The organism is Bradyrhizobium sp. USDA 4510, from assembly GCF_054059095.1.
The window spans coordinates 2454371-2479445 of record NZ_JBSSBT010000001.1 but is presented as its reverse complement, the minus strand read 5'-3'; the positions used below and the strand labels follow the sequence as shown (position 1 = coordinate 2479445).

Annotated in this window: 20 protein-coding genes; 6 read left to right on the top strand and 14 right to left on the bottom strand. The window is 65.2% G+C overall.

Annotated features, from left to right (window positions below; all coding sequences use genetic code 11):
* Positions 1 to 68: 68 nt before the first annotated feature.
* Together ACVMDN_RS10940 and ACVMDN_RS10935 are read left to right on the top strand one after the other, a co-directional pair.
* The gene (locus ACVMDN_RS10940) at positions 69 to 995 is read left to right on the top strand and encodes a LysR family transcriptional regulator (RefSeq protein ID WP_028331483.1); all 927 of its coding nucleotides are present in this window, start codon (positions 69 to 71) and stop codon (positions 993 to 995) included.
* 97 nt (positions 996 to 1092) lie between these two features.
* On the top strand, positions 1093 to 2850 hold the full coding sequence (locus ACVMDN_RS10935; RefSeq protein WP_338132258.1) for an ATP-binding protein: 1758 nt from the start codon (positions 1093 to 1095) through the stop codon (positions 2848 to 2850).
* 13 nt (positions 2851 to 2863) lie between these two features.
* On the opposite strand, the gene ACVMDN_RS10930 is transcribed toward ACVMDN_RS10935, so the two are convergent.
* A complete protein-coding gene (locus ACVMDN_RS10930) occupies positions 2864 to 3568 on the bottom strand; it encodes a TetR/AcrR family transcriptional regulator (protein WP_456835237.1) in 705 nt (234 codons plus the stop codon).
* Positions 3569 to 3725: 157 nt separating this feature from the next.
* Here ACVMDN_RS10930 and ACVMDN_RS10925 point away from each other — a divergent pair, with 157 nt between their 5' ends.
* Entirely contained in the window at positions 3726 to 4910 is a 1185-nt protein-coding gene (locus ACVMDN_RS10925; RefSeq protein WP_168857120.1) for an HlyD family secretion protein, read from the top strand.
* Positions 4911 to 4918: 8 nt separating this feature from the next.
* On the top strand, positions 4919 to 6532 hold the full coding sequence (locus ACVMDN_RS10920; protein WP_083715182.1) for a DHA2 family efflux MFS transporter permease subunit: 1614 nt from the start codon (positions 4919 to 4921) through the stop codon (positions 6530 to 6532).
* Positions 6533 to 6577: 45 nt separating this feature from the next.
* Here ACVMDN_RS10920 and ACVMDN_RS10915 read toward each other — a convergent pair whose 3' ends face one another.
* The 3 genes from ACVMDN_RS10915 to ACVMDN_RS10905 all read right to left on the bottom strand — a co-directional run bounded on the left by ACVMDN_RS10915 (position 6578) and on the right by ACVMDN_RS10905 (position 9694).
* The gene (locus ACVMDN_RS10915) at positions 6578 to 8221 is read right to left on the bottom strand and encodes a benzoate-CoA ligase family protein (protein ID WP_141339869.1); all 1644 of its coding nucleotides are present in this window, start codon (positions 8219 to 8221) and stop codon (positions 6578 to 6580) included.
* Positions 8222 to 8379: 158 nt separating this feature from the next.
* On the bottom strand, positions 8380 to 9195 hold the full coding sequence (locus ACVMDN_RS10910) for an alpha/beta hydrolase (protein ID WP_141339868.1): 816 nt from the start codon (positions 9193 to 9195) through the stop codon (positions 8380 to 8382).
* A 4-nt stretch (positions 9196 to 9199) separates the two neighbouring features.
* Entirely contained in the window at positions 9200 to 9694 is a 495-nt protein-coding gene (locus ACVMDN_RS10905) for a MarR family winged helix-turn-helix transcriptional regulator (RefSeq protein ID WP_016845834.1), read from the bottom strand.
* A 291-nt stretch (positions 9695 to 9985) separates the two neighbouring features.
* Here ACVMDN_RS10905 and ACVMDN_RS10900 point away from each other — a divergent pair, with 291 nt between their 5' ends.
* The gene (locus ACVMDN_RS10900) at positions 9986 to 11152 is read left to right on the top strand and encodes an ABC transporter substrate-binding protein (protein ID WP_076833441.1); all 1167 of its coding nucleotides are present in this window, start codon (positions 9986 to 9988) and stop codon (positions 11150 to 11152) included.
* A gap of 21 nt (positions 11153 to 11173) precedes the next feature.
* The gene (locus tag ACVMDN_RS10895) at positions 11174 to 11626 is read left to right on the top strand and encodes a cupin domain-containing protein (RefSeq protein WP_141339932.1); all 453 of its coding nucleotides are present in this window, start codon (positions 11174 to 11176) and stop codon (positions 11624 to 11626) included.
* Between the two features lie 134 nt (positions 11627 to 11760).
* On the opposite strand, the gene ACVMDN_RS10890 is transcribed toward ACVMDN_RS10895, so the two are convergent.
* The 10 genes from ACVMDN_RS10890 to ACVMDN_RS10845 form a co-directional block, all read right to left on the bottom strand.
* Entirely contained in the window at positions 11761 to 13002 is a 1242-nt protein-coding gene (locus ACVMDN_RS10890) for a flavin-dependent oxidoreductase (protein WP_141339867.1), read from the bottom strand.
* A gap of 284 nt (positions 13003 to 13286) precedes the next feature.
* The gene (locus ACVMDN_RS10885; RefSeq protein ID WP_141340873.1) at positions 13287 to 13682 is read right to left on the bottom strand and encodes a RidA family protein; all 396 of its coding nucleotides are present in this window, start codon (positions 13680 to 13682) and stop codon (positions 13287 to 13289) included.
* A gap of 1 nt (position 13683) precedes the next feature.
* Positions 13684 to 14523 carry an enoyl-CoA hydratase family protein gene (locus tag ACVMDN_RS10880; protein ID WP_199805355.1) on the bottom strand — a complete coding sequence of 280 codons (840 nt, stop codon included), beginning with the start codon at positions 14521 to 14523 and terminating at the stop codon, positions 13684 to 13686.
* Positions 14524 to 14534: 11 nt separating this feature from the next.
* On the bottom strand, positions 14535 to 15314 hold the full coding sequence (locus ACVMDN_RS10875; protein ID WP_076833432.1) for an SDR family NAD(P)-dependent oxidoreductase: 780 nt from the start codon (positions 15312 to 15314) through the stop codon (positions 14535 to 14537).
* The gene (locus ACVMDN_RS10870; protein WP_141340874.1) at positions 15311 to 17626 is read right to left on the bottom strand and encodes a bifunctional salicylyl-CoA 5-hydroxylase/oxidoreductase; all 2316 of its coding nucleotides are present in this window, start codon (positions 17624 to 17626) and stop codon (positions 15311 to 15313) included. Before ACVMDN_RS10870 ends, ACVMDN_RS10875 begins: the two co-directional genes overlap by 4 nt.
* Before the next feature lie 347 nt (positions 17627 to 17973).
* The gene (locus ACVMDN_RS10865) at positions 17974 to 19509 is read right to left on the bottom strand and encodes a sugar ABC transporter ATP-binding protein (protein ID WP_076833429.1); all 1536 of its coding nucleotides are present in this window, start codon (positions 19507 to 19509) and stop codon (positions 17974 to 17976) included.
* 11 nt (positions 19510 to 19520) lie between these two features.
* Positions 19521 to 20642, bottom strand: a complete 1122-nt coding sequence (locus tag ACVMDN_RS10860) for an SMP-30/gluconolactonase/LRE family protein (RefSeq protein WP_141340875.1) — start codon at positions 20640 to 20642, stop codon at positions 19521 to 19523.
* On the bottom strand, positions 20642 to 22774 hold the full coding sequence (locus tag ACVMDN_RS10855; RefSeq protein ID WP_309143786.1) for an ABC transporter permease: 2133 nt from the start codon (positions 22772 to 22774) through the stop codon (positions 20642 to 20644). The genes ACVMDN_RS10860 and ACVMDN_RS10855 overlap by 1 nt, the downstream gene beginning before the upstream one ends.
* Positions 22775 to 22880: 106 nt before the next feature.
* Positions 22881 to 23906, bottom strand: a complete 1026-nt coding sequence (locus tag ACVMDN_RS10850; protein WP_076833596.1) for a sugar ABC transporter substrate-binding protein — start codon at positions 23904 to 23906, stop codon at positions 22881 to 22883.
* A 79-nt stretch (positions 23907 to 23985) separates the two neighbouring features.
* On the bottom strand, positions 23986 to 24918 hold the full coding sequence (locus ACVMDN_RS10845; RefSeq protein WP_229191388.1) for an ABC transporter permease: 933 nt from the start codon (positions 24916 to 24918) through the stop codon (positions 23986 to 23988).
* Between the last annotated feature and the right edge of the window lie 157 nt (positions 24919 to 25075).

The window sequence follows — 25075 nt, the reverse complement described above, 5'->3', positions numbered from 1 at the left end:
GCGAATTGCCCAATTAGGGAAATTTTATTATCTTTGGTCCGAGCAAAGTATTTCTTATGGAGCTTGTCATGGCCGGCAACTTCTCGCGGGATCTCACCATCCGCCAGCTGCGCGCACTGTCGACCCTGCACGAGGCAGGCTCGATCACGTCCGCCGCCAACCGGTTGAACCTGACGCAGCCCGCGGTGACGTTGCAGCTCCGCAACCTGCAGGCGCTCGCAGGGTTGCCGCTGATCCAACGTACCGGCGACGGCATGGCGCTGACGGATGCCGGCGCACATGTGCTGACGCTGGTCGAGCGGATCGAAGCGGCGCTGAAGGATTGCGAGCAGTCGCTCGACATGATCGCCGGCCGCAGCGGCGGCCGCGTCGCGATGGGCGCGGTCTCCACCGCGAAATACTTCGTGCCGTTCGCGATCGCGGCGTTCTCGCGCCGCTTTCCCAAGATCGAGGTCACGCTCAGGATCGGCAACCGCGAGGAGATTCGCGACGCGCTGCGCGGCTATGATCTCGACATCGCGGTAATGGGCCGGCCGCCGGCCGACGTCGAGGTCGAGATGAAGCCGCTCGGCCGGCATCCGCACTTCATCGTCGCCGCGCCCGATCATCGGCTGGCGCGGCGGCGGCACGTCGCCCCATCGGAGCTCGCCAACGAAACCTTCATCACTCGCGAGCAAGGATCGGGGACGCGGATGCTGATGCAGCAATATTTCGAGCGGGTCGGGCTGGAGCCGAAACTCGGCATGGCGATGGACAGCAACGAGACCATCAAGCAGGCTGTGATGGCCGGGCTCGGCATCGCCTTCATCTCCCAGCACACGGTGTTCCATGAGCTGGAGGACGGCCGGCTGGTGGTGCTCAAGGTGAAGGGCCTGCCGATCGTCCGGCAGTGGCACGCGATCAGGCGCGCCGACAAGATCCTGCTGCCGCCCGCGCAGGCCATGCTGGATTTCCTCGGCAAAGAGGGCTGGCGCTATCTGCCGAATTCAAACTAGCGCCCGAGCGACGTCGCAACGCCCGATCGAGCCAGAAAATCGAGGTGGCGCCGTATGTTAAGCATTGAAGTTCCGCGAAACGCATGTCACATCTTGACTGCGGTCACCCGGCGGACCGCACCCTGCGAGGGAGGTTGAACTGCAGAACCAGTCCCCGCCGACGCCCGACTTCAAGGCGTTATTCGAGGCGGCGCCCGGCCTTTATCTGGTGCTGACGCAGCCCGACTTCCGCATCGTGGCAGTGAGCGACGCTTATCTGCGCGCCACCAAGACCGAGCGCGCCGCGATCCTTGGGCGCGGGCTGTTTGAGGTGTTTCCCGACAATCCGGACGATCCGACCGCCGACGGCGTGCGGAACCTGCGCGCCTCGCTCGAGCGCGTGGTTCAGTTCCGCCGCCCCGACACCATGACGGTGCAGAAATACGATATCCGCAAGCCCGAGTCGGAGGGCGGCGGCTTCGAGGAACGCTACTGGAGCCCGCGCAATACGCCGGTGTTGGGGCCAAACGGGCAGTTCACCTACATCATCCATCGGGTCGAAGACGTCACCAGCTTCATCCAGCTGAAGCAGCGCGGTGCCGAGCAGGACCAGCTGACCGACCGGTTGCGCGAGCGCACCGAGCAGATGGAAGCGGAAATCTTCATGCGCGCCCGCGAAGTCGAGGCCGCCCGCGAACAGCTCGAAGCCGAGCAAAAGCTCCGCCAGGTGCAGAAAATGGAGGCCGTCGGGCACCTCTCCGGCGGCATCGCCCACGACTTCAACAATATCCTGACCGTCATCACCGGCCTGATCGACATCCTCGCGGAAGCCGTTGAACATGATCCGGCGCTGTCGTCTGTCGCCAAGATGATCACCGATGCGGCGTTTCGCGGTGCAGAAGTGACCAAGCACCTGCTGGCCTTCTCGCGGCTGCAGCCGCTGCAACCGCGTGAAGCGAATCTCAACACGCTGGTGCAGGACACCGCGCGGCTGCTGCGCCCCTCGCTTGGCGAGCAGATCGAGATCGATACCGCGCTCGAGCCCGATGCCTGGTCGGCCTTCATCGATCCGAACCACATGGCGACGGCGCTGCTCAATCTCGCGGTCAATGCCCGCGATGCGATGCCCGATGGCGGCAAGCTGATGCTGGAGACCAGCAACGTCATCCTCGACGAGGTTTATGCCGTCGCCAACCCCGACGTGCGGGCGGGTGAATATGTGATGGTCGCGGTCAGCGACACCGGCGGGGGCATCCCGGCGGGGATCCGCGACAAGGTGTTCGAGCCGTTCTTCACCACCAAGGACACCGGCAAGGGCACCGGCCTCGGGCTCAGCATGGTGTACGGCTTCATCAAGCAGTCCAACGGACACCTCAAGATCTATTCCGAAGAGGGCCACGGCACCTCGATCAAGCTCTATCTGCCGCGCAGCAGCGGCGACATGATCGACGTCGAGCCGCCTCCTCCGGTCGACACGCGCGGCGGCAATGAATCCATCCTGGTCGTCGAGGACGATCCGCTGGTGCGCAATTACGTCAGCGCCCAGCTCGAGCAGCTTGGCTATCGCACCATGGTCACCGCCAACGGCCCGGAAGCACTGGCTGCGGTCGACAAGGGGTTCGTCTGCGACGTGCTGTTCACCGACGTCATCATGTCCGGCGGCATGAACGGCCGGCAGGTCGCCGACGCCGTGATCGCCAAACTGCCCTCGGTGCGCGTGCTCTTCACCTCCGGCTACACCGAGGACGCGATCATCCACCACGGCCGTCTCGACCCGGATGTAACGCTGCTGCCGAAGCCTTACCGCAAATCCGATCTCGCGCGGATGATCCGGCAGGTGCTGGCCCAGCCGCCGGCGGCGGCAATGGGCAAGTGACGCAGGGCCGGCGTCACGCCTCTCCGTTCTGCTTCTTGATCTGATCGGCCGGCACGGCGCATCCGGACAAGAACAGTGCCGCGCAGGCCTTGGCGCGGGCCTCGATCTGCGCCCGCGACGGCGGCGGCCTGTGGCCGTACATCACGTCGCGTTGCGGCTGGAACACGAGCATGCCGAGCAGCATGCCCGCAGCAGCCTGCGCGTCGTCCACCGCGATCCGTCCCCTCCGCCTTTGCACGCCGAGCCACGCAGCCAGCGCGCCAAGCGTCCGCTGCATCGCCTTCTCGTAGAACATCTCGGCGATGTCGGGAAATTTGTCGCTGTCGGCCAGGATGATGCGCTGAAGCGCGATGACCTCGGCATCGAGGATCAGCTCGCCACAGGTCGAGAGTGCGGCCTCCAGTGCCGCCGCGATATCGCGGCCGTCGCAGGCGCCGAGATTTACGGCCGATATGAATCGGTCCATCCGGTCCGTCACCGTGCCCTCGAACAGCGCCAGCTTGGTCGGGATCAGCCGATAGAGGGTCTTGGTGGAGACGCCGGCGCGGCAGGCCACGTCGGCGATGTTGGCCGCAGCAAAGCCGCGCTCGGAGAACTCGCGCCGCGCGGCGTCATGGATCAGCGCGCGCGTCTCGTCGTCGGAACGCAGCTGCGGCCGCCCCCGGCCCCGCCGCGCCGGCGCGCCTTGCTCAGTCTGATCCTTGCCATTCCGGTTCATCCGCGAGCCATGCTTTTAAATGATGCCTGTCATTCTATTGACACTCCCAATATGGGCTCTATTTTGGAAAACATCAAGTTTCCTAATTAACCCTGCCGGCATCGGCCGAAATTGGCAAGATTTTCCAGCAGGATAGAACGGATCAGGGAGCACTGCCATGAGCCAGCATGAGACATCATTCAAGGCCGAGAGCCAGGTTCCGGCCGAGACCGCCAGGCAATTGATCGCACATCCGGAGGCCGCCAGGCCGCCCGCCGCCAAGGGCAGGCTTCGCCGCCTCCTGCTGGCCGGCGCGGCGCTCGCCGTCCTTTCGGGCGGCGCCTGGTACGGCTGGGATTACTGGACGGTCGGCCGCTTCCAGGTCTCGACCGACGACGCCTATGTGAAGGCCGATAACACGACGATCGCACCAAAAGTCTCCGGCTATCTCAGCGCGGTGCTGGTCGGTGACAATGAGCATGTGCGCGCCGGCCAGATGCTGGCGCGGATCGACGATCGCGATTTCAGGGTCGCGCTGGATCAGGCCAAGGCTGACGTCGCGGCCGCCGAAGCCGCGATCGCCAGCAAGCATGCGCAGCTCGATGTGCAGCAGTCGGTGATCGAAGCGGCACGTGCGACCCTCGCCGTCGACACCGCGACGCAGACCTTCGCCGAGCAGGAGAACAAGCGCTACACCGACCTCGCCGGCACCGGCTTCGGCAGCGTGCAGAACGCGCAGCAGGCGCAGTCGCGCTACGCCAGCGCACAGGCCGCCGTCGCCCGCGATACCGCGAACCTCGCCTCCGCGCTCCGCCAAGTGGAGCTGCTCAAGGCCGACATTGCCCAGGCGGTCGCGTCGCAGGCGCGCGCAACCGCGCTCCAGCATCAGGCCGAGTTGAACCTCGGCTACACCACCATATCAGCCCCGATCGACGGCGTGGTCGGCAACCGCACCCTGCGCACCGGCCAGTTCGTCCAGGCCGGCACGCAGCTGATGTCGCTGGTGCCCGCCACCGGCGCCTATGTGATCGCGAACTACAAGGAGACGCAGCTCACCAATGTCCGCAAGGGTCAGCCGGTCGAGATCGCCGTCGACATGTTCCCCGGACAGGTGGTGCGCGGCCATGTCGACAGTCTCGCGCCCGCCAGCGGCCAGGAATTCGCACTGCTGCCGCCCGACAATGCGACCGGCAACTTCACCAAGGTGGTGCAGCGCATCCCGGTGAAGATCGCGCTCGACGCGACGGCGGTCGAATTGCGGCCCGGCATGTCGGTCATCCCGACCATCGCAACCTTGTCGCAACCTGGCGAGGCGCCGCGCTCCGGCGCCTCTCCCAAGCTCGCTGTCGCCTCCTTCAAATAGGTGATGTCATGTCCGATCTCGCGCTCTCCTCCCCGGCTGCTGCGCCCCGCGCGGCACCCGCAGTGGTCGATCCCAACCGCGCCAGCATGGCCGTCTGGATCTCCATCGTCGCTGCCATGATCGGCGCGTTCATGGCGATCCTCAACATCCAAATCACCAACGCCTCGCTGCTCAACATTGAGGGCGGCATCGGAACCGGCGTCGACAACGGCTCCTGGATCTCGACCTCCTATCTGATCGGCGAGATCGTGGTGATCCCGCTGACCGACTATCTCAGCCGGGTGTTTTCCTTCCGCAAGATCATCATCGGCTTCGCCACCCTGTTTGCGATCTTCTCGGTCGCCTGTGCCTTCACCCACGACCTGCCCTCGATGATCGCGATGCGCGGCTTGCAGGGTTTCTTCGGCGGCGTGCTGATCCCGATGGCCTTCACGCTGGTTTTCACCAAGCTGCCGAAGGCCCAGCAGCCGGTCGGCCTTGCCATGTTCGCGCTCGCCGTGACCTTCGCCCCGGCGATCGGACCGACCATCGGCGGCTACCTCACCGAGAATTACGGCTGGCAGACCATCTTCTTCGTCAACGTGATCCCGACCGCGGTGATGGTCATCACCCTCTATTTCACGCTGGAACGCCAGCCGATGCAGCTGCATCTGCTGCGCGAGGGCGACTGGCTCGGCATCGCCACGATGGCGATCGGCCTGTCGTCGCTGCAGGCCGTGCTCGAGGAAGGCAATAAGAACGACTGGTTCGGCTCGCCCTTCATCGTCAAGCTCGCGGTGATCGCCGCCGTCAGCCTCACTCTGTTCGTCTGGATCGAGCTCGTCGTGGAAAAGCCGCTGATCCGGCTGCGCCTCCTGACCCAGCGCAGCTTCGGCTTCGGCACCATCTCGGCGGTGTTCGTCGGCTTCGCACTGTTCGGCTCGGTCTACCTGCTGCCGGCCTATCTCGGCCAGGTGCAGCGCTACAACGCCGAGCAGATCGGCCAGGTGCTGGCCTGGACCGGCCTGCCGCAGCTGATCCTGATCCCGCTAGTCCCGAAGCTGATGCAACGTTTCGATCCGCGCTTCATCGCCTTCACCGGCATGATCCTGTTCGCGGTCTCCTCCTTCATGAACATCGCGATGTCGCTCGATTACTCCGGTGACCAGTTCTTCGTCCCGAACATCGTCCGTGCAATCGGCCAGGCGATCATGCTGGCCCCGCTGTCGGCGGTCAGCCTCGGCAGCGTCGCCCCGCAGGATGCCGCGGCGGCCTCCGGCATCTCCAACATGATGCGTAATCTCGGCGGCGCGATCGGCACGGCGCTGCTCGCCACCATCGTCACCAAGCGCGAGCAGTTCCACTCCAACATCATCGGCCAGTCGGTCGACCTCGGCCGCGAGGAAGTGCGCACCCGGATCGCCGAGGTGACCAATTACTTCCTCAGCCACGGCATCTCCGATCCGGCGACCGCGCATCATCAGGCGATCGTGGCGCTCGGCAATATCGTGAAGCGCCAAGCCCTGGTGCTTGGTTTCAGCGACACCTTTGCCGTGATCGGCATCGTGCTGGTGTTCGCCGCGATTGCGATCCTCTTGACCGGCAAGCCGAAGAACGCCGCCGGCGGCGGCGCGGCGCATTGATCTGTCGGGCGGCGGCCGCGGGCCGTCGCCCTCCCCTTTTACTTGTCAGCTTGCCTCGCGCAGCTTGAAGCGCTGGATCTTCCCGGTCTGGGTCTTCGGCAGCGCCTCGACGAAGGCGATCGCGCGGGGATATTTGTACGGCGCGATCGTCGCCTTGACGTGATCCTGTAGAAGCTTGACCTCGACCTCGTCGCAGCGCGCGCCCTGCTTCAGCACGATGAACGCCGAGACGATCTGCCCCCGCTCCTCGTCAGGTGCGCCGATCACGGCGCACTCCGCGACATCGGGATGGCCGAGCAGCGCGGCCTCCACCTCGGGACCGGCGATGTTGTAGCCCGCCGAGATGATCATGTCGTCGGCCCGTGCCACGAAGGACAGCCGGCCGTTCTCGTCCCTGACGAAGGCATCGCCGGTGATGTTCCAGCCGTCGCGGACATATTTGGTCTGCCGGGAGTCGGCGAGATAGCGGCAGCCGGTCGGACCGCGAACCGCCAGCTTGCCGACCTGGCCCGCCGGCAGCTCGTTCATCTCTTCGTCGACGATCTTCGCCTCGTAGCCGGTGACAGGCGTGCCCGTGGTGCCGCCGACGGCGCTGCCGGTGCGGTTGGTGATGAAGATGTGCAGCAGTTCAGTGCTGCCGATGCCGTCGAGGATCGGCTTGCCGGTCTTCCTGGTCCAGCTCTCGAACACCGGCGCCGGCAGCGTCTCGCCGGCCGAGACGGCGAGCCGCAGCGACGACAGATCGGCGCCCTTGTCCATCGCGGCCATCATCGCTCGATAGGCGGTCGGCGCGGTGAAGCAGATGGTCGCCTTGTAGGTCTCGATGATCCGGATCATCTCGCTCGGCGCCGCGTTCTCCAGCAGCGTCGCGGTGGCGCCGAACCGCAGCGGGAAGATTGCCAGCCCGCCGAGGCCGAACGTGAACGCAAGCGGCGGCGAGCCGACGAACACGTCGTCGGGCGTCACCTTGAGCACCTCGTTCGCATAACCGTCGGCAACGATCAGGAGATCGCGGTGAAAGTGCATGGTCGCCTTCGGCTCGCCCGTCGTGCCCGACGTGAAGCCCAGCAGCGCGACGTCGTCGCGGCCGGTCTTCACCGCATCGAACTTGACCGGCTTGTTCAGCGCGATCCGATCGAGCTCGGCATCGTGGTTCTGCGTGCCGTCGAAATTGACGACCTGCTTGAGGAACTTGCTGGTCTTGGCGCAGGCCACCAGTTCATCCGCGATGCGGCTGTCGGTCAGTGCCAGCGAGATCTCAGCCTTGTCGACGATCTTGGCCAGTTCGCCGGCGCGCAGCATCGGCATGGTGTTGACGACGACGGCGCCCGCCTTGGTCGCCGCGAGCCAGGCCGCGACCAGCGCCGGGTTGTTGCCCGAGCGGATCAGCACGCGATTGCCGGGCTTGACGCCGTAATTCTCCACCAGCGCGTGCGCCAGGCGGTTCGACCAATCGGTCAATTCCTTGTAGGTGCGCTGGCGGCCGTTGCCGATCAGCGCGATGCGATCGCCCATCCCCTGCTCGACGACGCGGTCGGTCAGCTCGACCGCGGCGTTGAGATAATCCGGATATTGAAACTCCGGCCGGTCAAGCAGCAGCTGCGGCCACTGCGCTGATGGCGGCAGGTTGCGCCGCGCGAAATCGTCGACATGCCCGGATGGGCCGAGCCCGGGAAATTCACCTGACATTCGATTGCCCCTCGCTTTCCATCCAGAAAGGCCAAGACCAACGTCGAGAAGAACAAGGACGCCCGGCAGCGTTCCAATCGCCAATCATTTTATACTTAAAATAGTTTGGCGCAAGGGTGGAAATCGCGCGGCAATCGCCGGCCGATCCTTCAAGAAGCTCAGATTTGCGTAAGCTGCTTCAGCCGCGCGACCATCGCCGAGCCCGGGTCGGCGAGCGGCGCGATCGCGGTGAAATGATTGGCGTCCGGCACAACGCCGAACCGCGTTGCGACGCCCGCTTTGCCCCAGACATCGACGATGGTCCGGCTCTGCCGGTGATATTCCGCGCTCTCGGCGCCGCCGACGACGGCATCGAGCGTCGCGCCCGCAGGCGGCGTCCAGGACAGTGGGCTCGCCGCCCGTGCTGCGGCGCGGTCGAGGCCAAGCGCCTTGTTGATGGAGGTGCCGACCAATGGCTCAAGCTCGAACAGGCCGGAGATCGCGTAAGCAGCCCTGACCAGGTCCTTCGGCAGCGACCCATCATAGGCCGGCCAATCGGTCGCGAGCATGCATGCGGCAAGATGTCCGCCTGCGGAGTGTCCCGACACGACCAGCGGCCGGCCGAGTCTGGCCAGTTCGCGGCACGCCGCACGCATCTCGCCGATGATGTCGCCGACCGTGACATTGGGACAGAGATCGTAGCTCGGCACCGCGACGCCGATGCCGTGACCATTGAGCCCTCGCGCGCAGTGGCTCGATGACGAGCCGTCGAGCGCCTGCCAGTAGCCGCCATGGATGAAGACCACGAGCGGGCCGTCACGATCGCCTTCGAACAGGTCGATGACGTTGCGGCTGCCCGGACCATAGGTCAGCCGCCGCGGCGGATGCTGCTCGCGATAGGCCGCGGAGTCCCTCGCCCAGCCGGCCATCAGCGCCGGATTTTCCGGCACCCGCGCCCGGTTGTTGTATTCGACCTCGTAATCGACCTCGGTCACGGCTTTAAGCGCTCCTTGCCTTGGCGGAGCGCTGCGCCGAGCCCTTGGCCTTGGCGAGCAGCCGCATAAGTTCGCGGATATCCTTCGGCGAGAGGTCGCCGAAGATATCGGCGATCCACTTCTCGTGCTCGGCGGCCATCTTGCGGAATTCGGCGCGGCCGAGCTTTGTGAGCCGGATGAACTGCACGCGACGGTCCGTCTCCGAGGTGCGGCGATCGAGATGGCCTGATTCAACCAGGCGCTCGACCAGCCCGGTGACGTTGCCGTTTGATACCATCATCCGCTTCGACAGGTCCGACAGCGTCATGCCGTCGGACACCTTGTCGAGCTGGGCCATCAGATCGAAGCGCGGCAGCGTGACGTCGAACTTCTCGCGCAGCCGGCTGCGCACCTCGCCTTCGATCAGCGTGGTGCAGGTCAAGAGGCGCAGCCACAGCCTGAGCTCGGTGCCGTGGTCGTCGGGCAGTTCGACGGCTTTGGTTTCGGAATCGAGGATCATGCGGCGATCGTGCCTCCGCGGCGGGTTCCAGTCGGACCAATTGTTTTGAGCTTCAAGCAATTCGCGGCGTCCCGCAAGGACAATTGCGAATCGTGCCTGATCCGTCTGGGCAATCCTGCAATTTCTTTAAACTTCAAGCAATTGGCGCGGCGCTTGCATGGGCTGCGCCTGCATGATGCGCGACGATCGCCCTGACGCGATGCCACATCGCTTGCGGCGATCGCACGCGTCAGACTAAGCTGCGGCCAAATAAAGCGGCCGAGGCATCGAGCCAGTGGTTAGGGGAGAGACATGAAACAATTGACGAAGCTCGTGGGATTGGCGGCGCTGCTCGGTGTCGCGGTCACCCCGGCGACCGCCCAGGAGAAGATCAAGATCGGCGTGCTGGTGACGACCTCGGGCCCGGCCGCGGCGCTTGGCCAGCAGGTCCGCGACGGCTTTGCGCTCGCGATCAAGGACCTCGGCGGCAAGATGGCCGGCCGCGATGTCGAGATCGTCAACGCCGACGACGAACTGAAGCCCGACGGCGCGGTGGTCAAGGTGCGCGGCCTGCTCGAGCGCGACAAGGTCGATTTCGTGGTCGGCCCGATCTTCTCCAACATCCTGCAGGCGATCCACCGCCCGGTCACCGACAGCAAGACCTTCCTGATCAGCCCGAACGCCGGCCCCTCCAGCTACGCCGGCAAGGAGTGCAACCCGTTCTTCTATGTGACGTCGTACCAGAACGACCAGGTGCACGAGATCCTCGGCAAGGTGGCGCAGGACCGCGGCTACAAGCGCGTCTACCTGCTGGTGCCGAACTATCAGGCCGGCCGCGACTCCGTCGCCGGCTTCAAGCTCGACTACAAGGGCGAAATCGTCGAGGAATCCTACACGCCGCTGAACACGCTGGATTTCCAGCCCGAATTGTCCAAGATCGCCGCGCTGAAGCCGGACGCGCTGTTCACCTTCATGCCGGGCGGCATGGGCGTCAATCTCGTGAAGCAGTACAAGCAGGCCGGCGCCACGGTGCCGGTGCTCTCCGCTTTCACCGTCGACGAATCCACCCTGCCCGCGCAGCAGGACGCAGCGGTCGGCATGTTCGGCGGGGCGAATTGGGCGCCCAACCTCGACAATCCCCAAAGCAAGAAGTTCGTCGCGGCTTATGAAGCCGCCTACAACGGCGTGCCCGGCACCTATGCCATGCAGGCCTATGACGCAGCGTTGTTGATCGACAGCGCGGTGAAAGCCGTGAAGGGCGATCTCTCCAACAAGGACGCCGTCGCGGCTGCGCTGAAGAAGGCCGACTTCACCTCGCTGCGCGGTAACTTCAAGTTCAGCAACAACGGCTATCCGATCCAGGATTTCTACCTCACCAAGGTCGCGAAGCGTCCGGACGGCAAATTCCAGACCGAGATCGTCGAGAAGGTGTTTTCGAATTATGGCGATCGCTACGCCAAGGACTGCGCGGCGAAGTAGATCATAGGAGCAAGCATGAGCATGAAAGACGAGATTGCGGGCATCACCCGCGCCAATGAAGGCATGCAGGGCATTTCCTGGAGCATCCTTGGCCAGACCTACGTGCCGAAGAGCCGCACCGAGCATTCATTCTCCTGGCACGCCACCTTCCCGCCGGGCACCTTCGTTCCTCCGCATATCCACCCCGACCAGGACGAGTACCTCTATATCCTCGAGGGCAAGCTCGACTTCATGCTCGACGGTGCCGACGAATCCGCAACTCCAGGCGATCTGGTTCGCCTGCCGATGGGCAAGCCGCACGGCATCTTCAACAAGTCGCAGCAGCCGGCCAAGACGCTGTTCTGGGTGTCGCCGACGCGGAGGCTCTACGACCTGTTCTGGGCGATCCACAACATGAAGGAGCAGAACCCGGATGACGTGGTGCGGCTCGCCGCCGAGCACAACATCCACTTCCTGCCGCCGCCTCAGGCTTAGCTTATTCCGTCATTGCGAGCGAAGCGAAGCAATCCATATTTCCGCGATCGCGGAACGATGGATTGCTTCGTCGCTTTGCTCCTCGCAATGACGGTGTGGAGATGGCCTGCCGGACGTCTCCTCCTGCAAAGGACTTACTGCCGCGCCACCACGCGCGCGGCAAAGCCGGCCTTGGCGGCATAGCCGCGCACGATCGCCTCGCGCGCCTCGTAATTGAGGATGGTGTCGACGTCGGTAAAGCCCTGCGGCGCGAGCTGCTCGACGGCGTCGATCACACCCTCCGGCCCGCCGCGGCGATTGGAGGCGACGATGTCGGCGGTCATCGGCAGCCGCTGCCGCTCATAGGCCGCCAGCGCGTGGCGCGGATGCTCCGCCCGCGCCAGCAGGTCGGCCAGGCAGCGCGCATCGAGGATCGCCTGCGATGCGCCGTTCGAGCCGACCGGATACATCGGATGCGCGGCGTCGCCGAGCAGCGTGACCCGGCCGCTCGACCAATACGGCAAGGGATCGCGGTCGCAGCACGGATACTCCCAGAACTCAGGCGTCGCGTTGATCAGGCCGGCGAAGTCGACCTGCGGGATCGTGAAACCAGTGACATAGGGCATCATCTCGTCGCGCCGGCCGAGATTGGACCAGCCCTCGCGGCGCGGCGGCGGCGAGGTGCCGTCGCCGATCCGCACCAGCACCGCCCAGTTGGTGAGGCGGCTCGCGGGGCTCGAGCCCGCCGCGATCGGATAGATCACGGCCTTGGCGTTCAGGCCGCCGGCGATGATCATCGAGCGCCCGGTCAGGAACGCCGGCCAGTCGGTCGCGCCGCGCCACAGCATCAGGCCGTTCCAGCACGGCCCGCCCTCGTCCGGAAACAGCGTCTGCCGCACCTTCGAGTGGATGCCGTCGGCGCCGATCAGAATGTCGCCGCGCGCGGTGCGCACATGGGCGCCGCTGCGGTCGAAGAAATAGGCCGAGACGCCGCCCTCGTCCTGGGTGAAGGAGCCGAGCCGGCAGCCGGTGTGGATCGCATCCGCGCCGAGCCGGTCGATCACGGCCTGATGGATCACGCTTTGCAGGCGGCCGCGATGGATCGAGAATTGCGGCACGTCGTGGCCGGCATCGAGCCCGCGCTTCTCGTGCCAGACCTGCTGGCCATGTCGCGTCAGATAGAACAGCTCATAGGTGCGGATCGCCACCTCGTCGAGCTTGTCGAGCAAACCAAGCCCCGCCAGCTCGCGGATCGCATGCGGCAATGTGTTGATGCCGACGCCGAGCTCGCGGATCGTCTCGGACTGCTCGTACAGCTCGCAACTGATGCCGCGCGAGCGCAGCATCAGCGCAGTGGTGAGGCCCCCGATTCCGCCTCCGACGATAATCGCCTTCATCGTCCTCACCTCCACTCACAACAGGACGCTTTTACGCTTTGGGCTAAGGTCGCATGCCCCGTTGTCCGGCCGCAAGCGGGTTTGTCGTCTGGGACTTGGGCGGGCCCGCGACGATTGGGCTTAGGCTTAACATTGCTTCAGCGTACTCCGATCCATCTCCGTCACCCTGAGGCGCTCGCGCAGCGAGCCTCGAAGGGTAGACGGCCACCAGCCGGGCCGTGCATCCTTCGAGACGCCGCTTCGCGGCTCCTCAGGATGACGGGATTGGCGGAACTGCGTCGCCCTCAATCCGGCACCACCGCAATCGCCTGGATTTCCACCTTGGCGCGATCCTCGATCAGGCCGGCAACCTGGATCGCGGTCATCGCCGGAAAGCGCCGGCCGATGATGTCGCGATAGACCGTACCGATCTCCTTCAGCCGCGCGGAATATTCCTTGCGGTCGAGCAAGTACCAAGTCATCGACACGATGTGCTCGGGCCCGGCGCCGCCGGCGGCGGCGACCGCGACGATGTTGCGCAAGGTCTGGCCGATCTGCGCCACGAGATCGTCGGTCTCGAACACGCATTGTCCGTTCCAGCCGATCTGGCCCGCGATGAAGAGCTGTTTGCCGCGCGCGGCCATGCCGTTGGCGTAGCCGATCGGCTTGGACCATCCTTGGGGTTGCAGGATCTCGATCATCTCAATTGCCCTCGAAGGCCGGTTTCTGCTTGGCGGCGAACGCCTCGAAGGCGCGGCGGAAATCGCCGGTGACCATGCAGATCGCCTGCGCCTGCGCTTCCGACTCGATCATCTCGTCGACGCCCATCGCCCATTCCTGGTTGAACATCGTTTTCGTCACGCCATGCGCGAACCACGGCCCATCCGCGAGCGAGCGCGCCAATTCTTGCGCAGCACCGGCGAGTTCCGCCGGCGGCACCAGACGGTTGTGGAAGCCCCACGCAAAACCTTCCTCGGCGCTCATCGCACGTCCCGTGTAGAGCAGATCGGCCGCATGGCCCTGCCCGATCACGCGCGGCAACAACCCGCACGCGCCCATATCGGCACCGGCAAGACCGACGCGGGTGAACAGGAACGCGGTCTTGGCCTGCGGCGTCGCCAGCCGCAAATCGGACGCCAGCGCCAGCATCGCCCCGGCCCCGGCGCAAATGCCGTCGATCGCTGCGACGATGATCTGCGGGCATTTGCGCATCGCCCGCACGACCTCGCCGGTCATCCGCGTGAAGGCCAGCAGGTCCGGCATCGCCATCCGCGTCAACGGCTCGATGATCTCGAACACATCGCCGCCGGAGCAGAAATTACCCTCGGCGCCGGTCAGCACGATGGCGCGGACATCGGCGGCGTATTTGAGATTGGTGAAGAGATCGCGCAGCTCCTCATAGGACTCGAAAGTCAGCGGGTTCTTCTTGTCCGGCCGGTTCAGCGTGATGGTCGCGACACGGCCGCTCGCATCGACCTGCCAGCGGAAGTGCTTGGCGGGATAATCCTTGAACGGCCGGAGCTTTGCTTTCATCTCGGACATGACGTGTTCCTTCACCCGGTAAAGACTTCGCCGCCGGCGACCGCGACGGCTTGTCCGTTGATTGACGATGCAGTCTCGGAGGCAAGCCAGAGGATGGCGTCGGCGACCTCCTCCGGCGTCACCAGCCGCTGCATCGGATTGACTTTTGCCAACGCTGCGCGCGCTTCCTGTTCGCTGCGGCCGGTCTTGGCGACGATGTTCGCGGCGGCATCCGCCACCAGCGGTGTATCGGTGTAGCCGGGACAGACCGCATTCACGGTGACGCCGCGCCGTGCATATTCCAGCGCCAGCGAGCGCGTCAGGCCGATGACGCCGTGCTTGGCCGCGACATAGGCGGAGACGTAGGCGTAGCCGGTGAGACCCGCGGTCGAGGCGACGTTGATCACGCGCCCGCGGCCGCGTTGCGCCATGCCGGGCAACACGGCATGCGTCACCAGGAACACGCTGGAGAGGTTGCTCGCCAGCATGTCGGCCCACAACGCCGCGCCGGTCTTGTCGAACGGCGCGCTCGCGGCCTTGCCGGCATTGTTGACGAGAATATCGATCGGCCCTGCCTCAGCCTCGATCTGCGCGACACCCTTGGTCACCGCAGCTTCATCCGTCACGTCGATCGAAACCACGGCGCCGGCCTGCTTGTCGAGCGATGCCGCCGTCGCCTTCAGCGCGTCGATCCGCCGTCCGGCGATGCTGACGCGCACGCCGGCATTTGCCAGCGCGATCGCCGTCGCGGCGCCGATGCCGGAACCGGCACCGGTCACCAGCGCATGTGCGTTGGGCCAGAACCTCATCATGCCTTCACTCCCGCAGCCGCGCGTTCGAGATTGGCCTCGTATTGCGACTTGCCCGACAGATACTGCTTCGGCCACGCGACCTGCTTGACGCCGATCTTCGCAGCCTCATGCAGCGTCCAGGCCGGATCGGCGAGATGCGGCCGCGCGATGGCACAGAGATCGGCGCGGCCGGCGGCGATGATCGAGTTGGCGTGATCCGCCTCCGAGATCGCGCCGACCGCGATGGTCGCGATGCCGACCTCGTTGCGGATCTTGTCGGCGAACGGCGTCTGGTAGAGCCGGCCATAGATCGGATGGTCGTCGGCCCAGACCTGCCCCGAGGAGCAGTCGATCAGGTCGGCTCCCGCCTCCTTGAACAGCTTTGCGAAGATCAGCGCATCCTCGGGCGTGTTGCCGCCCTCGGCCCAGTCGTGACACGACAGGCGGACCGACATCGGCTTGTCCTCCGGCCACACCGCGCGGACGGCGCGGAACACCTCCAGCGGATAACGCGCGCGGTTCTCGATCGATCCGCCGTAGTCGTCGGTGCGGCGGTTAGTCAGCGGAGAGAGGAAGCTCGACAGCAGATAGCCGTGCGCGCAGTGCAGCTCCAGGATATCGAAGCCGGCGGCCGCAGCGCGCCTGGCTGCGGCGACGAACTGCTCGCGCACCTCGTCCATCTCGGCGCGGCTCATCGGCTCCGGAATCTGGCCGTCGGGCAGATAAGGCACTGACGAAGCCGACACCAGCGGCCAGTTGTGGTCCGGCAGCGCTTCGTCCATGCCTTCCCAGGCGACGCGCGTCGAGCCCTTGCGGCCGGCATGGCCGAGCTGGATGCCGATCCTGGCTTGCGAATTCCGATGCACGAAGTCGACGATGCGCTTGTAGGCCGCCGCCTGCGCGTCGTTCCACAGGCCGCAGCAGCCGGGCGTGATCCGCGCTTCCGGCGAGACGCAGGTCATCTCGGTAAAGAGAAGGCCGGCGCCGCCGAGCGCGCGGGAGCCGAAATGCACCAGATGGAAGTCGGTCGGCACGCCCTCCTCCGCCGAATACATCGCCATCGGCGAGACGATGATCCGGTTATGAAGCGACAGGCCGCGGATCTGGAACGGCGTCAGCATCGGCGGCGTGACCCGGTCGTTGGTCGCGGCCACGCCGCTGCGCTCCGCGAACCAGCGCTCATAACCCTCGAGCCAGGTCTTGTCGCGCAGCCGCAGGTTCTCGTGGCTGATGCGCTGCGAGCGGGTCAGCAGCGAATACATGAACTGTTCCGGCTCCAGCGTGTCGGCATAGCGCGAGCCGACCACTTCGAACCATTCCATCGCGTTGCGCGCGGCGTTCTGGATCCGCGCCACGTCGACCCGGCGCAGCTCCTCGTATGCCTTGAGCACCGCGGGAATGCTGTCGCGCGTCGCGCCGTGGATCTTGAACTGGTTGGTGAGCTCGATCGCATCCTCCAGCGCGAGCTTGGTTCCCGAGCCGATCGCAAAATGCGCAGTGTGGGCGGCGTCGCCCATCAGCACGACATGGCTGTTGCCGTTGAACGCGGTCCATTTGCCGCAGATCAGCCTGGGAAACGACAGCCAGGCCGAGCCGCGCAGATGCCGCGCGTTGGAGACCAGGTGATGCCCCTCGAGGATTTCCGCGAACACGTTCTCGCAGAACGCGATGGAGTCGTCCTGCTCCATCTTGTCGAGACCGTGGGCGAGATAGGCCTCCTCGGTGGTCTCAACGATGAAGGTCGCCGCGCCCTCCTCGAACTTGTAGATGTGCGCCTGGAACCAGCCATGCTCGGTCTTGCGGAAGTCGAAGGTGAAGGCGTCGAACGGACGGTTGGTGCCGAGCCAGATGTAGCGGTTCGGCCGCATCAGCATGTCGGGTTGGAACGCCTCGACGTATTTGGTGCGGATCTTCGAGTTGACGCCGTCGCATGCCACGATGAGATCGGCGTCGGGGAATTCGAGATCGGAATTCACCTCGCGCTCGAAGATCAGCTCGACGCCGAGCTCCTCGGCGCGCGCCTGCAGGATGTTGAGCAGCCGCTTGCGGCCAATGCCGACGAAGCCGTGGCCGGTGGTGCGCATGCGCCGGCCCTTGATCAGGACCTCGATGTCGTCCCAATGGTTGAAGGCCTGCTCGATCGTGTCAGCGGTGACCGGATCCCATTTGCGCATGTTGTCCATGGTCGCATCCGAGAACACCACGCCGAAGCCGAAGGTGTCGTAGGGCCGGTTGCGCTCGACCACCGAAATGACGTGCGCGGGATCCAGCATCTTCATCAGGATGCCGAAGTAAAGCCCGGCCGGCCCGCCCCCAATGCAAACGATACGCATGGCGTTCTCCCGTTGGCTTCGGCGGCGCGGGCACGGACGAGGCGCGTTCCCCTGGAGCCGATACGGGATATTATTTTATGCTTAAAATAATTGTCAAGGGAGTTGGCGCCCCACCCAACGCTGTCGTCCCGGCGCAGGCCGGGACCCATGCGCCGCAGCAGAAATTGTCGGCGGGACTCGTCGTTCCAGCGACGTACAACAATGACGATCTGTGGTTATGGGTCCCGGCCTGCGCCGGGACGACACTGAACTTGTTGCCGCTGATTTGCCCGTCGAAGGCGTGGCAAGACGGCGGATTGCGCTGCGCTAATCCGCCCTACGCCGATCCCAGGCCGCGCAGCGCGCCGTCAATGCACCGCGGCGTACAGGATCTTGTCCTGCGTCGCGTCCGCCGCGTCGAACTCGGCGACGATGCGGCCGGTGCGCGCGACCAGGATGCGGTCGGACACCGCGAGGATCTCCGGCAGGTAGGACGAGATCACCACCACCGCCTTGCCCTCGTCGGCGAGGCGGCGGATTTCGCCGTGGATGTGCGGGATGGTGCCGACGTCGACGCCGCGCGTCGGCTCGTCGAAGATGATGATCGAGGGGTCCTGCACCAGCGTCTTGGCCAGCACCACCTTCTGCTGGTTGCCGCCGGACAGCTCGATGATCCTGGCCTTGCGCTGCAATGCGCTGATCTTCAGCCGATCGACCCAGTAGCTGGCGAGCTTGCTGCGCCGGGCGCGCGACAGCAGGAAGCTCCAGCCCTTTCCGGTGGCGAGGCTGCCGATATAGACGTTGTCGTCGACCACCATGGTCTCGAAGAAGCCGTTGGCCTTGCGGTCCTCGGTGATGTAGGCGATGCCGTCATTGATCGCCTGCCGCGGCACGCGGTAGCGGATCGGCTTGCCGCGCAGCCGGATGGTGCCGCCATTGACCAGATTGCGCTTCAGTGCGCCGTAGATGATCTTGGCGATCTCGGTGCGGCCGGAGCCGATCAGGCCGGCGATGCCGACCACCTCGCCGGCATAGACCGAGAACGACATGTTCTTGACCGCCATGCCCATGGTGACGTTCTCGACCGTCAGCACCTTCTCGCGGCGTTGATGGGTTTTCGCCTTGCCGCCATAGACCGCCTGCGCCACCTCGCGGCCGACCATGTGCTGCACCAGCGCATCGCGCGTCAGCTGCCTGGCCGGCGCCGTGATCACCAGCTTGCCGTCGCGCAGCACGGTGATGCGGTCGGCGATCTGCAGCGACTCCTCCAGCGCATGCGAGATGTAGATGATCGAGACGCCGCGGGCGCGCAGGTCGCGCACCAGATGGAAGAAGTGGACGATCTCTTCCGGCGTCAGCGATGCGGTCGGTTCGTCGAAGATGATGATGCGCGCCTTGTTGTAGATCGCGCGCGCGATCTCCACCATCTGCTTCTTGGCGGTGCCGAGCAGCGCCACCGGCGTCGCCGGATCGACGTGGAAGTTGAGCGACTGCAACAGCTGCTGGGCCTGGATGTTCAGGGTGCGGAACCGGGTCAGCAGCTTTTCGTTGCCGAGCTCGATGTTCTGCGCGGCGGTCATGGTCGGCACCAGGCTGGTCTCCTGATAGACCATGCAGATGCCGGCATTGAGCGCGTCGCGCGGCTGCTCGAAACCGGTCGGCTTGCCGTCGAGCAGATAGTCGCCGGAGGTGAGCTGGATCGCGCCCGCGATCGCCTTGCACAGCGTCGATTTGCCGGCGCCGTTCTCGCCGACCAGCGCATGCACCTCACCGGGATAGAGGTCGAAATTGACGCCCTCGATGGCGTGGACGCCGCCATAGATCTTCGAGCCGTTGGTGATCCGCAGCACCGGCTCGCGGACTGCGGAGGTCTCTGCCGTCTTGGCGCCGGGGGTCGCCTGCATCACACCGTCATTCATCGCAGCTCTCCCGTATGGCGCAGCAGGCGTCCGGCGCCGCGCGCCGCGATCACGACGCCCGATGGCGTGGCGCAGGCGGCGGTGACGCCGTGGAAGCGGCCGCCGGCGCGGCTGTGCAGGCCGTCGGTCGCATCGCCCTCGGCATCGAGATGCACCAGCAGACCATAGGAGCGCGGCGGCGCCCACGGCTTCTGGATGCCGAGCGCCTTGACGCTGCCGATCTGCATCGGCTCGAGGCAATCGCTGCCGCCGGCGAGCGCCGGCGCGACCCAGTAATCCGGCGGCATCGTCGCCATCATCTCCTCGCGGAAATCGTCTTCCTTGAGCACGAACTCGATCAGATGGGTGCGGCGGGCGAAGATGCCGAGCAGCATGCCGCCGTGGCCGTCCGGATGCAGCCGCGCCGGATAGCCCGGCATGTTGCCGGCGACGGTCTCGCGCGGACCAAGCCCGTTGCCGCCGAGCGCGAACCGGCTGAGGCGATGCGCCCAGCTTTCGGTGAGCCACAGGCTGCTGCCGTCGGCCGAAACACTCACGCCATAGGGATAGGGCAGATCGCGCAGCAGCACCTGCGGATTGTCGAGCCCGGCGCCGCAGCTGACGAGCCGGCCATTGGCGCGCTTCTCCATCAAATCATGCCGCCATTCGCCTGGACGGCGACCGCTACTGCCTTCGACGGCATAGATGCGGCCATCGGGCGCCGCCGTCACCGACAGCAGCCCTGTGAGCGCGCTGCCGCCGGCAGCCTCCAGCCAGCGCGGATCGGGCTTTGCCGGATCGATCGCGGCAAGGCCCCTGCCCGCGACGCAGACCAGCAGGCGGCCGTCCGGATGCAACGCGAGCCCGCCGGCATCATCCTCGAACTCGGCGACGACCGTACGTGTCGACAAGTCATTGCCGCCGAGCTTCAGCACCCGGCGTCCGGCCGAGACATAGACCGCGCCGTCGCCGGCGGCGATCACGTCGTCGACGCCGGGCAACGGCTCGCCGATCGGGGTGGCGCTGTCGAGCCGGTCGTTCGGGCTCAGCGCACCGTCGAGCGGCGGGATCGCGTTCTGGCCGCCGTCGCGGTCGATGACGCTGCGGATGTCGCGCAGCAGATGATCGAAAAATCCCATTACGTCGTCACCCTGCTTTTCGCGCCCCAATAGGCATCGTAGCCGGTCCAGCTGTCGTCGACGCCCTCGAGCTTGATGCGGCCAATCCGGTTGTTCTCGAGCCCGCCGAGATAGAGATAGCCCTGGTGCTCGCGCATCGACGTCAACGTCGAATGCGAGATGCCGGTCGGGTCCCACCAGGATTCCAGCGCCTCGCCCTGCTCGTTGAATTTCAGCACGCAGCCATGGTTGAGCGCCGGCGCCAGCCACTCGTCGGTTGGCACCTGCTTGACCATGCGCAGGCGGAAGCCGGGCTTTCGCGCCGCAAGGTCGAATGTCGGCGTGCGGATGCCGACCAGCGCCAGCCAGTAGGTGCCGTCGGACGCGCGGTTGATATTGTCGGGGTTGCCCGGCAGCTCGTCCATCAGCACCTCCGTCTTGCCCTTGTTCGGCCCGTCGATCCAGTGCCGGAACACCTTGCACAGCGAGGTCGACGCGATCAGGATCGACTTGCCGTCATGCGAGACGCAGATCCCGTTCGGGAAATAGAAGTGGTTGATCACCGTGCGCGTGGTCCTGGTCGCCGGGTCGTAGCAGACCACGCGGCCGTTCGGCCGGCCCTCGAGGATGTCGAGGGTGTTGGTGGTCATCTCGTAGCGCGTGGTGCAGTCGCTGAAATAGATCTTGCCGTCGGGTGCGATGTCGAGGTCGTCGGCCATGCGCAGGCGGCTGTCGTCGTTCAGCTTGTACCAGGTGCGGTTGGTCTCGTCGGTGACCTTGAAGATGCGGCCGTCGGGCGCGACGCCGTAGACGCCCATGCCGGCGACGGCGACGATCAAATTCTCATCGCGATCGAACTGCATGCCGAGCGGCCGGCCGCCGATATGGGCGAACACCTCGCGGGTCTCGAAGTTCGGCCCGGAAAAACGGATCACATTGCCGTCGCGGGTCGAGCCGTAGAGCCGGCCCTGGCGGTCGAGGATGACATCCTCGGGCCCCTCGACCTGATCGACGCCGATCGCCTGCGCATTGATTAGCCGGTCGTTCTGCGCATAGGGCGACGCCGCGCCGGGCTGCACCGCGGGCGCCGAGGCGAGCGGCACGAAGGCCGGATTGACATAGATCTTCTGGATCGCCTTGCCGCGGTTCTTCGACCATTTGACGTCGATGCCGACGGCCGCGAGCAGGATCATGCCGGTCACCGCCGAAGTGACATAGCCCGGGATGCCCATCCGCACGAGGCCGTTGATCAAAAGAAAGATGATCAGCGCGCCGATCATCGCCCGCCACACCGTGCCCTTGCCGCCGGCCAGCGACACGCCGCCGAGCACCACGGCGGTGAGCGCCTGGAATTCCCATCCCACGCCCGTGGTGGAATCCGTCGAGGCTTGGCGCGCGGCGTAGAAGATGCCGCTCGCCGCACACAGCGTGCCCGACAGCACATAGGTCATGAACAGCATCAGGCGGACGCGGATGCCGGCATGACGCGCCGCCTTGCGGCTGGCGCCGATCGCGGTGAGATGCCAGCCATAGCGCGAGCGCGACAGGAAGATGTGGCAGATCAGCAGCACCACGAACAGCGTCGCCGCATTGACGGGAATGCCGAGCACGCTGCCGCCGCCGATGAAATCCCAGGCATCGCTCTCGACCGAATTGGTCGCGAATACCTGGGCGTAGCTGGTGTTAAGCAGATTGACCGAAGCGCGCAGGATGATCAGCGTCACCAGCGTGGTCAGGAACGGCCGCGTCTTCAGGAAGCCGATCAGAAAGCCGTTGATGCTGCCGAGCAGCGCACCGACCAGCAGCGTCGCCGGCACCGCGAGGCCGACCGGCCATTCGCGCACCAGCAGGAAATACAGCGCCGCGAAATTGCACAGCGCGAAGATCGCGCCGACCGACAGGTCGATGCCGCCGGTGACGAGGCAGAAACCCATCGCGAGCGCGACGAAACCGAATTCGGCAAACAACCGCAGCAGCGACACCGAGTTCTGCACCGAGGCGTAGTCGGGAATGGTGAGCGCGAAATAGGCCCACAGCCCGATCATCACGGTGAACGGAACGACCGGCTCGAACCACTGTTTCAGCAACAGCTCCGACAGCAGGAGCCGGGGTGAGAACCGCCGCACCGATGCGGAAAAGGAATCAACTGCCATCGACATCGCCAAAGCACTCCCTGATCCGGTTTCAACGTTTCCGGATTCTGACCCGTGATACAGCCGGCGCGGGAATGCCCCCCCGCGCCGGCTGTCTCGCGCCTTGTTAGTTTTTCTTGGGTAGCGCGAAGCAGGTGCCGCCGAGCGAGGCGTTGGTCTTATCGATCCAGATCGGCCGCGTGTAATAGGACAGGTTTTTGGTGCCGGGCTTGTCGCCGGACATCAGCAGCGTCTCGGCTGCGAACATCAGATCGTGACCCTGCTCGGTCGCCTTGTAGCTGAGGAATTTGCTGAAATTCCCGGAGTTGACCTGGTCGCAATCGAGCTGCGAGCCCTCGCCCGAGGCGAACACCTTTACATCGTCGATCTTGCCGGCATTGCGGATCGCCTGCGCGGCGCCCGACTCCATGATGCCCCAGAAGCCGATCGAGGCGCAGAGATCGGGGTGCTGCTGGATCACGGTGGCGGTGATGTTGAGCGCGGTGTTGGCGTCCCAGTTCGCGGCCTGGTTCGACACCACCTTGATGTTGGGATCCTTGTTCAGGACCTCCATGATGGCGCCGACCTGGTCGACGCTGGCCGCCGCGGTCAGTTCGCCCTGCACGATCTGCACCTTGCCCGACTTGCCGGAGCCGGTGCCGCAGGCCTTCACGGCTTCGTTCGCCAGCATCCTGCCGATCTCGCGCCAGTCGACGCCGACAAAGGCGCCGGACTTGTAGTTCGAGGCCATGTTGACCTGGATCACATGCGTACCCTGGCTTTCGGCGCGCTTCAGGTCCTTCATCAACAGCGTCACGCTCGGATTCTGCACGATCAGGACGTCGGGCTTCTGGTCGACCAGCGCGGTCAGCGCCTGCTGCATGGCCGACGGGTTGTTGTTGGGGTCGCGCACGATGTATTTCATGCCGCGCCACTCCGCCTCTTCCTGCACGACGCGGCCCCATTCGTCGGACAGCGGCACGCCGAGTGCGATCGGCAGATAGGCGACGGTCTTGCCCTGCAGCGACTTGTCGTACGCTGCGCGCAGCTCGCGCCCGGCCTTGGTACCTTCATCCTGCGCCGACGCCGCGAACGGCATCGCGGCAAGCGCCACCCCGGCGAGCAGGATCGTCCAGAACTTGGTCGTCTTCATCGTCTCCTCCACACAAAATTCTTTTGATTGATTTGGAATCGCTTTGATTGGCGCGAGGGACGCGCCCAGTCTTCATGTCCTAGTCGCCTTGCCGCGCGGTCTCCTCGTCGCGGGGGTGCAGCCAGTTGTCGAGCACGATGGCGGCCAGCAGCACCACGCCCTTGATGATGTTCTGCACCTCGCTGTTGACGTCCATGATGGTGAAGGCGTTGAGCAGCGTGCCGATCAGGATGCAGCCGACCACGACGCTGAACACGCTGCCGCGGCCGCCGATTAGGCTGATGCCGCCGATCACGACGACGAGCACGACGTCGAAGATCATGGTGCCCTGGGTGATCGCCATCTGCATGCTGCCCGTGGTGCCGACCCAGACTAGGCCCGCAATCCAGGCGAGCAGTGCAACCAGCACGTGCTCGAGCACGATCAGCGGCCGCAGCGCGACGCCGGTCAGCCGCGCGGCCTCCGGATTGTCGCCCTGCGAATAGATGAAGCGGCCGATCGAGGTGCGCGACAGGAACAAATGCATTGCGATTGCACAGGCCGCGAACACCAGGATCGGAACCGGGATGCCGAACAGCCGTCCGGCGCCGAGATACATCAGGCCCGGCGCATCCTTCGGCGCATAGACCACCCAGGCCGGCGCGATCCAGAAGGCGAGGCCATAGATCACGAAACCGGCAGCCAGCGTCACGAACAGCGCCGGCGCCTCGACGAAGGCGACCATCACGCCGTTGACGACGCCGATCAGCACCGCGACCGCCAGCGCCAGCAGCACTGCCGTGAAAACAGGCATGCCGTTCTGCATGTAGATCAGCGCGATCGCCCAGGAACCCGCCATGATCGCGACCTCGGAGAGGTCGATGCCGCGGCTGATCACGATCAGACCCATGCCGAGGCCGAGCACGCCGAGGATGGAAATACTCCGCAACAAATTCAGGAGATTGGAGACGGTGGCGAAGCCGTTCAGCGTCAGGCCGAACACGATCAGGAGCGCGATGGTGATCAGGAGCACGATCTGCTCCTGGCTCGGTTTCGCAAACATTGCGCCCAGGCGAGATGATGCCGCAGGGACAGCAACGCCGCGCGATGGCGATTGCACGCTCATCGTTTCCTCCAGGTATTATTTTGCTTGAGACTTTAAGAGTGCCGATTAGTATTCGTCAAATGCA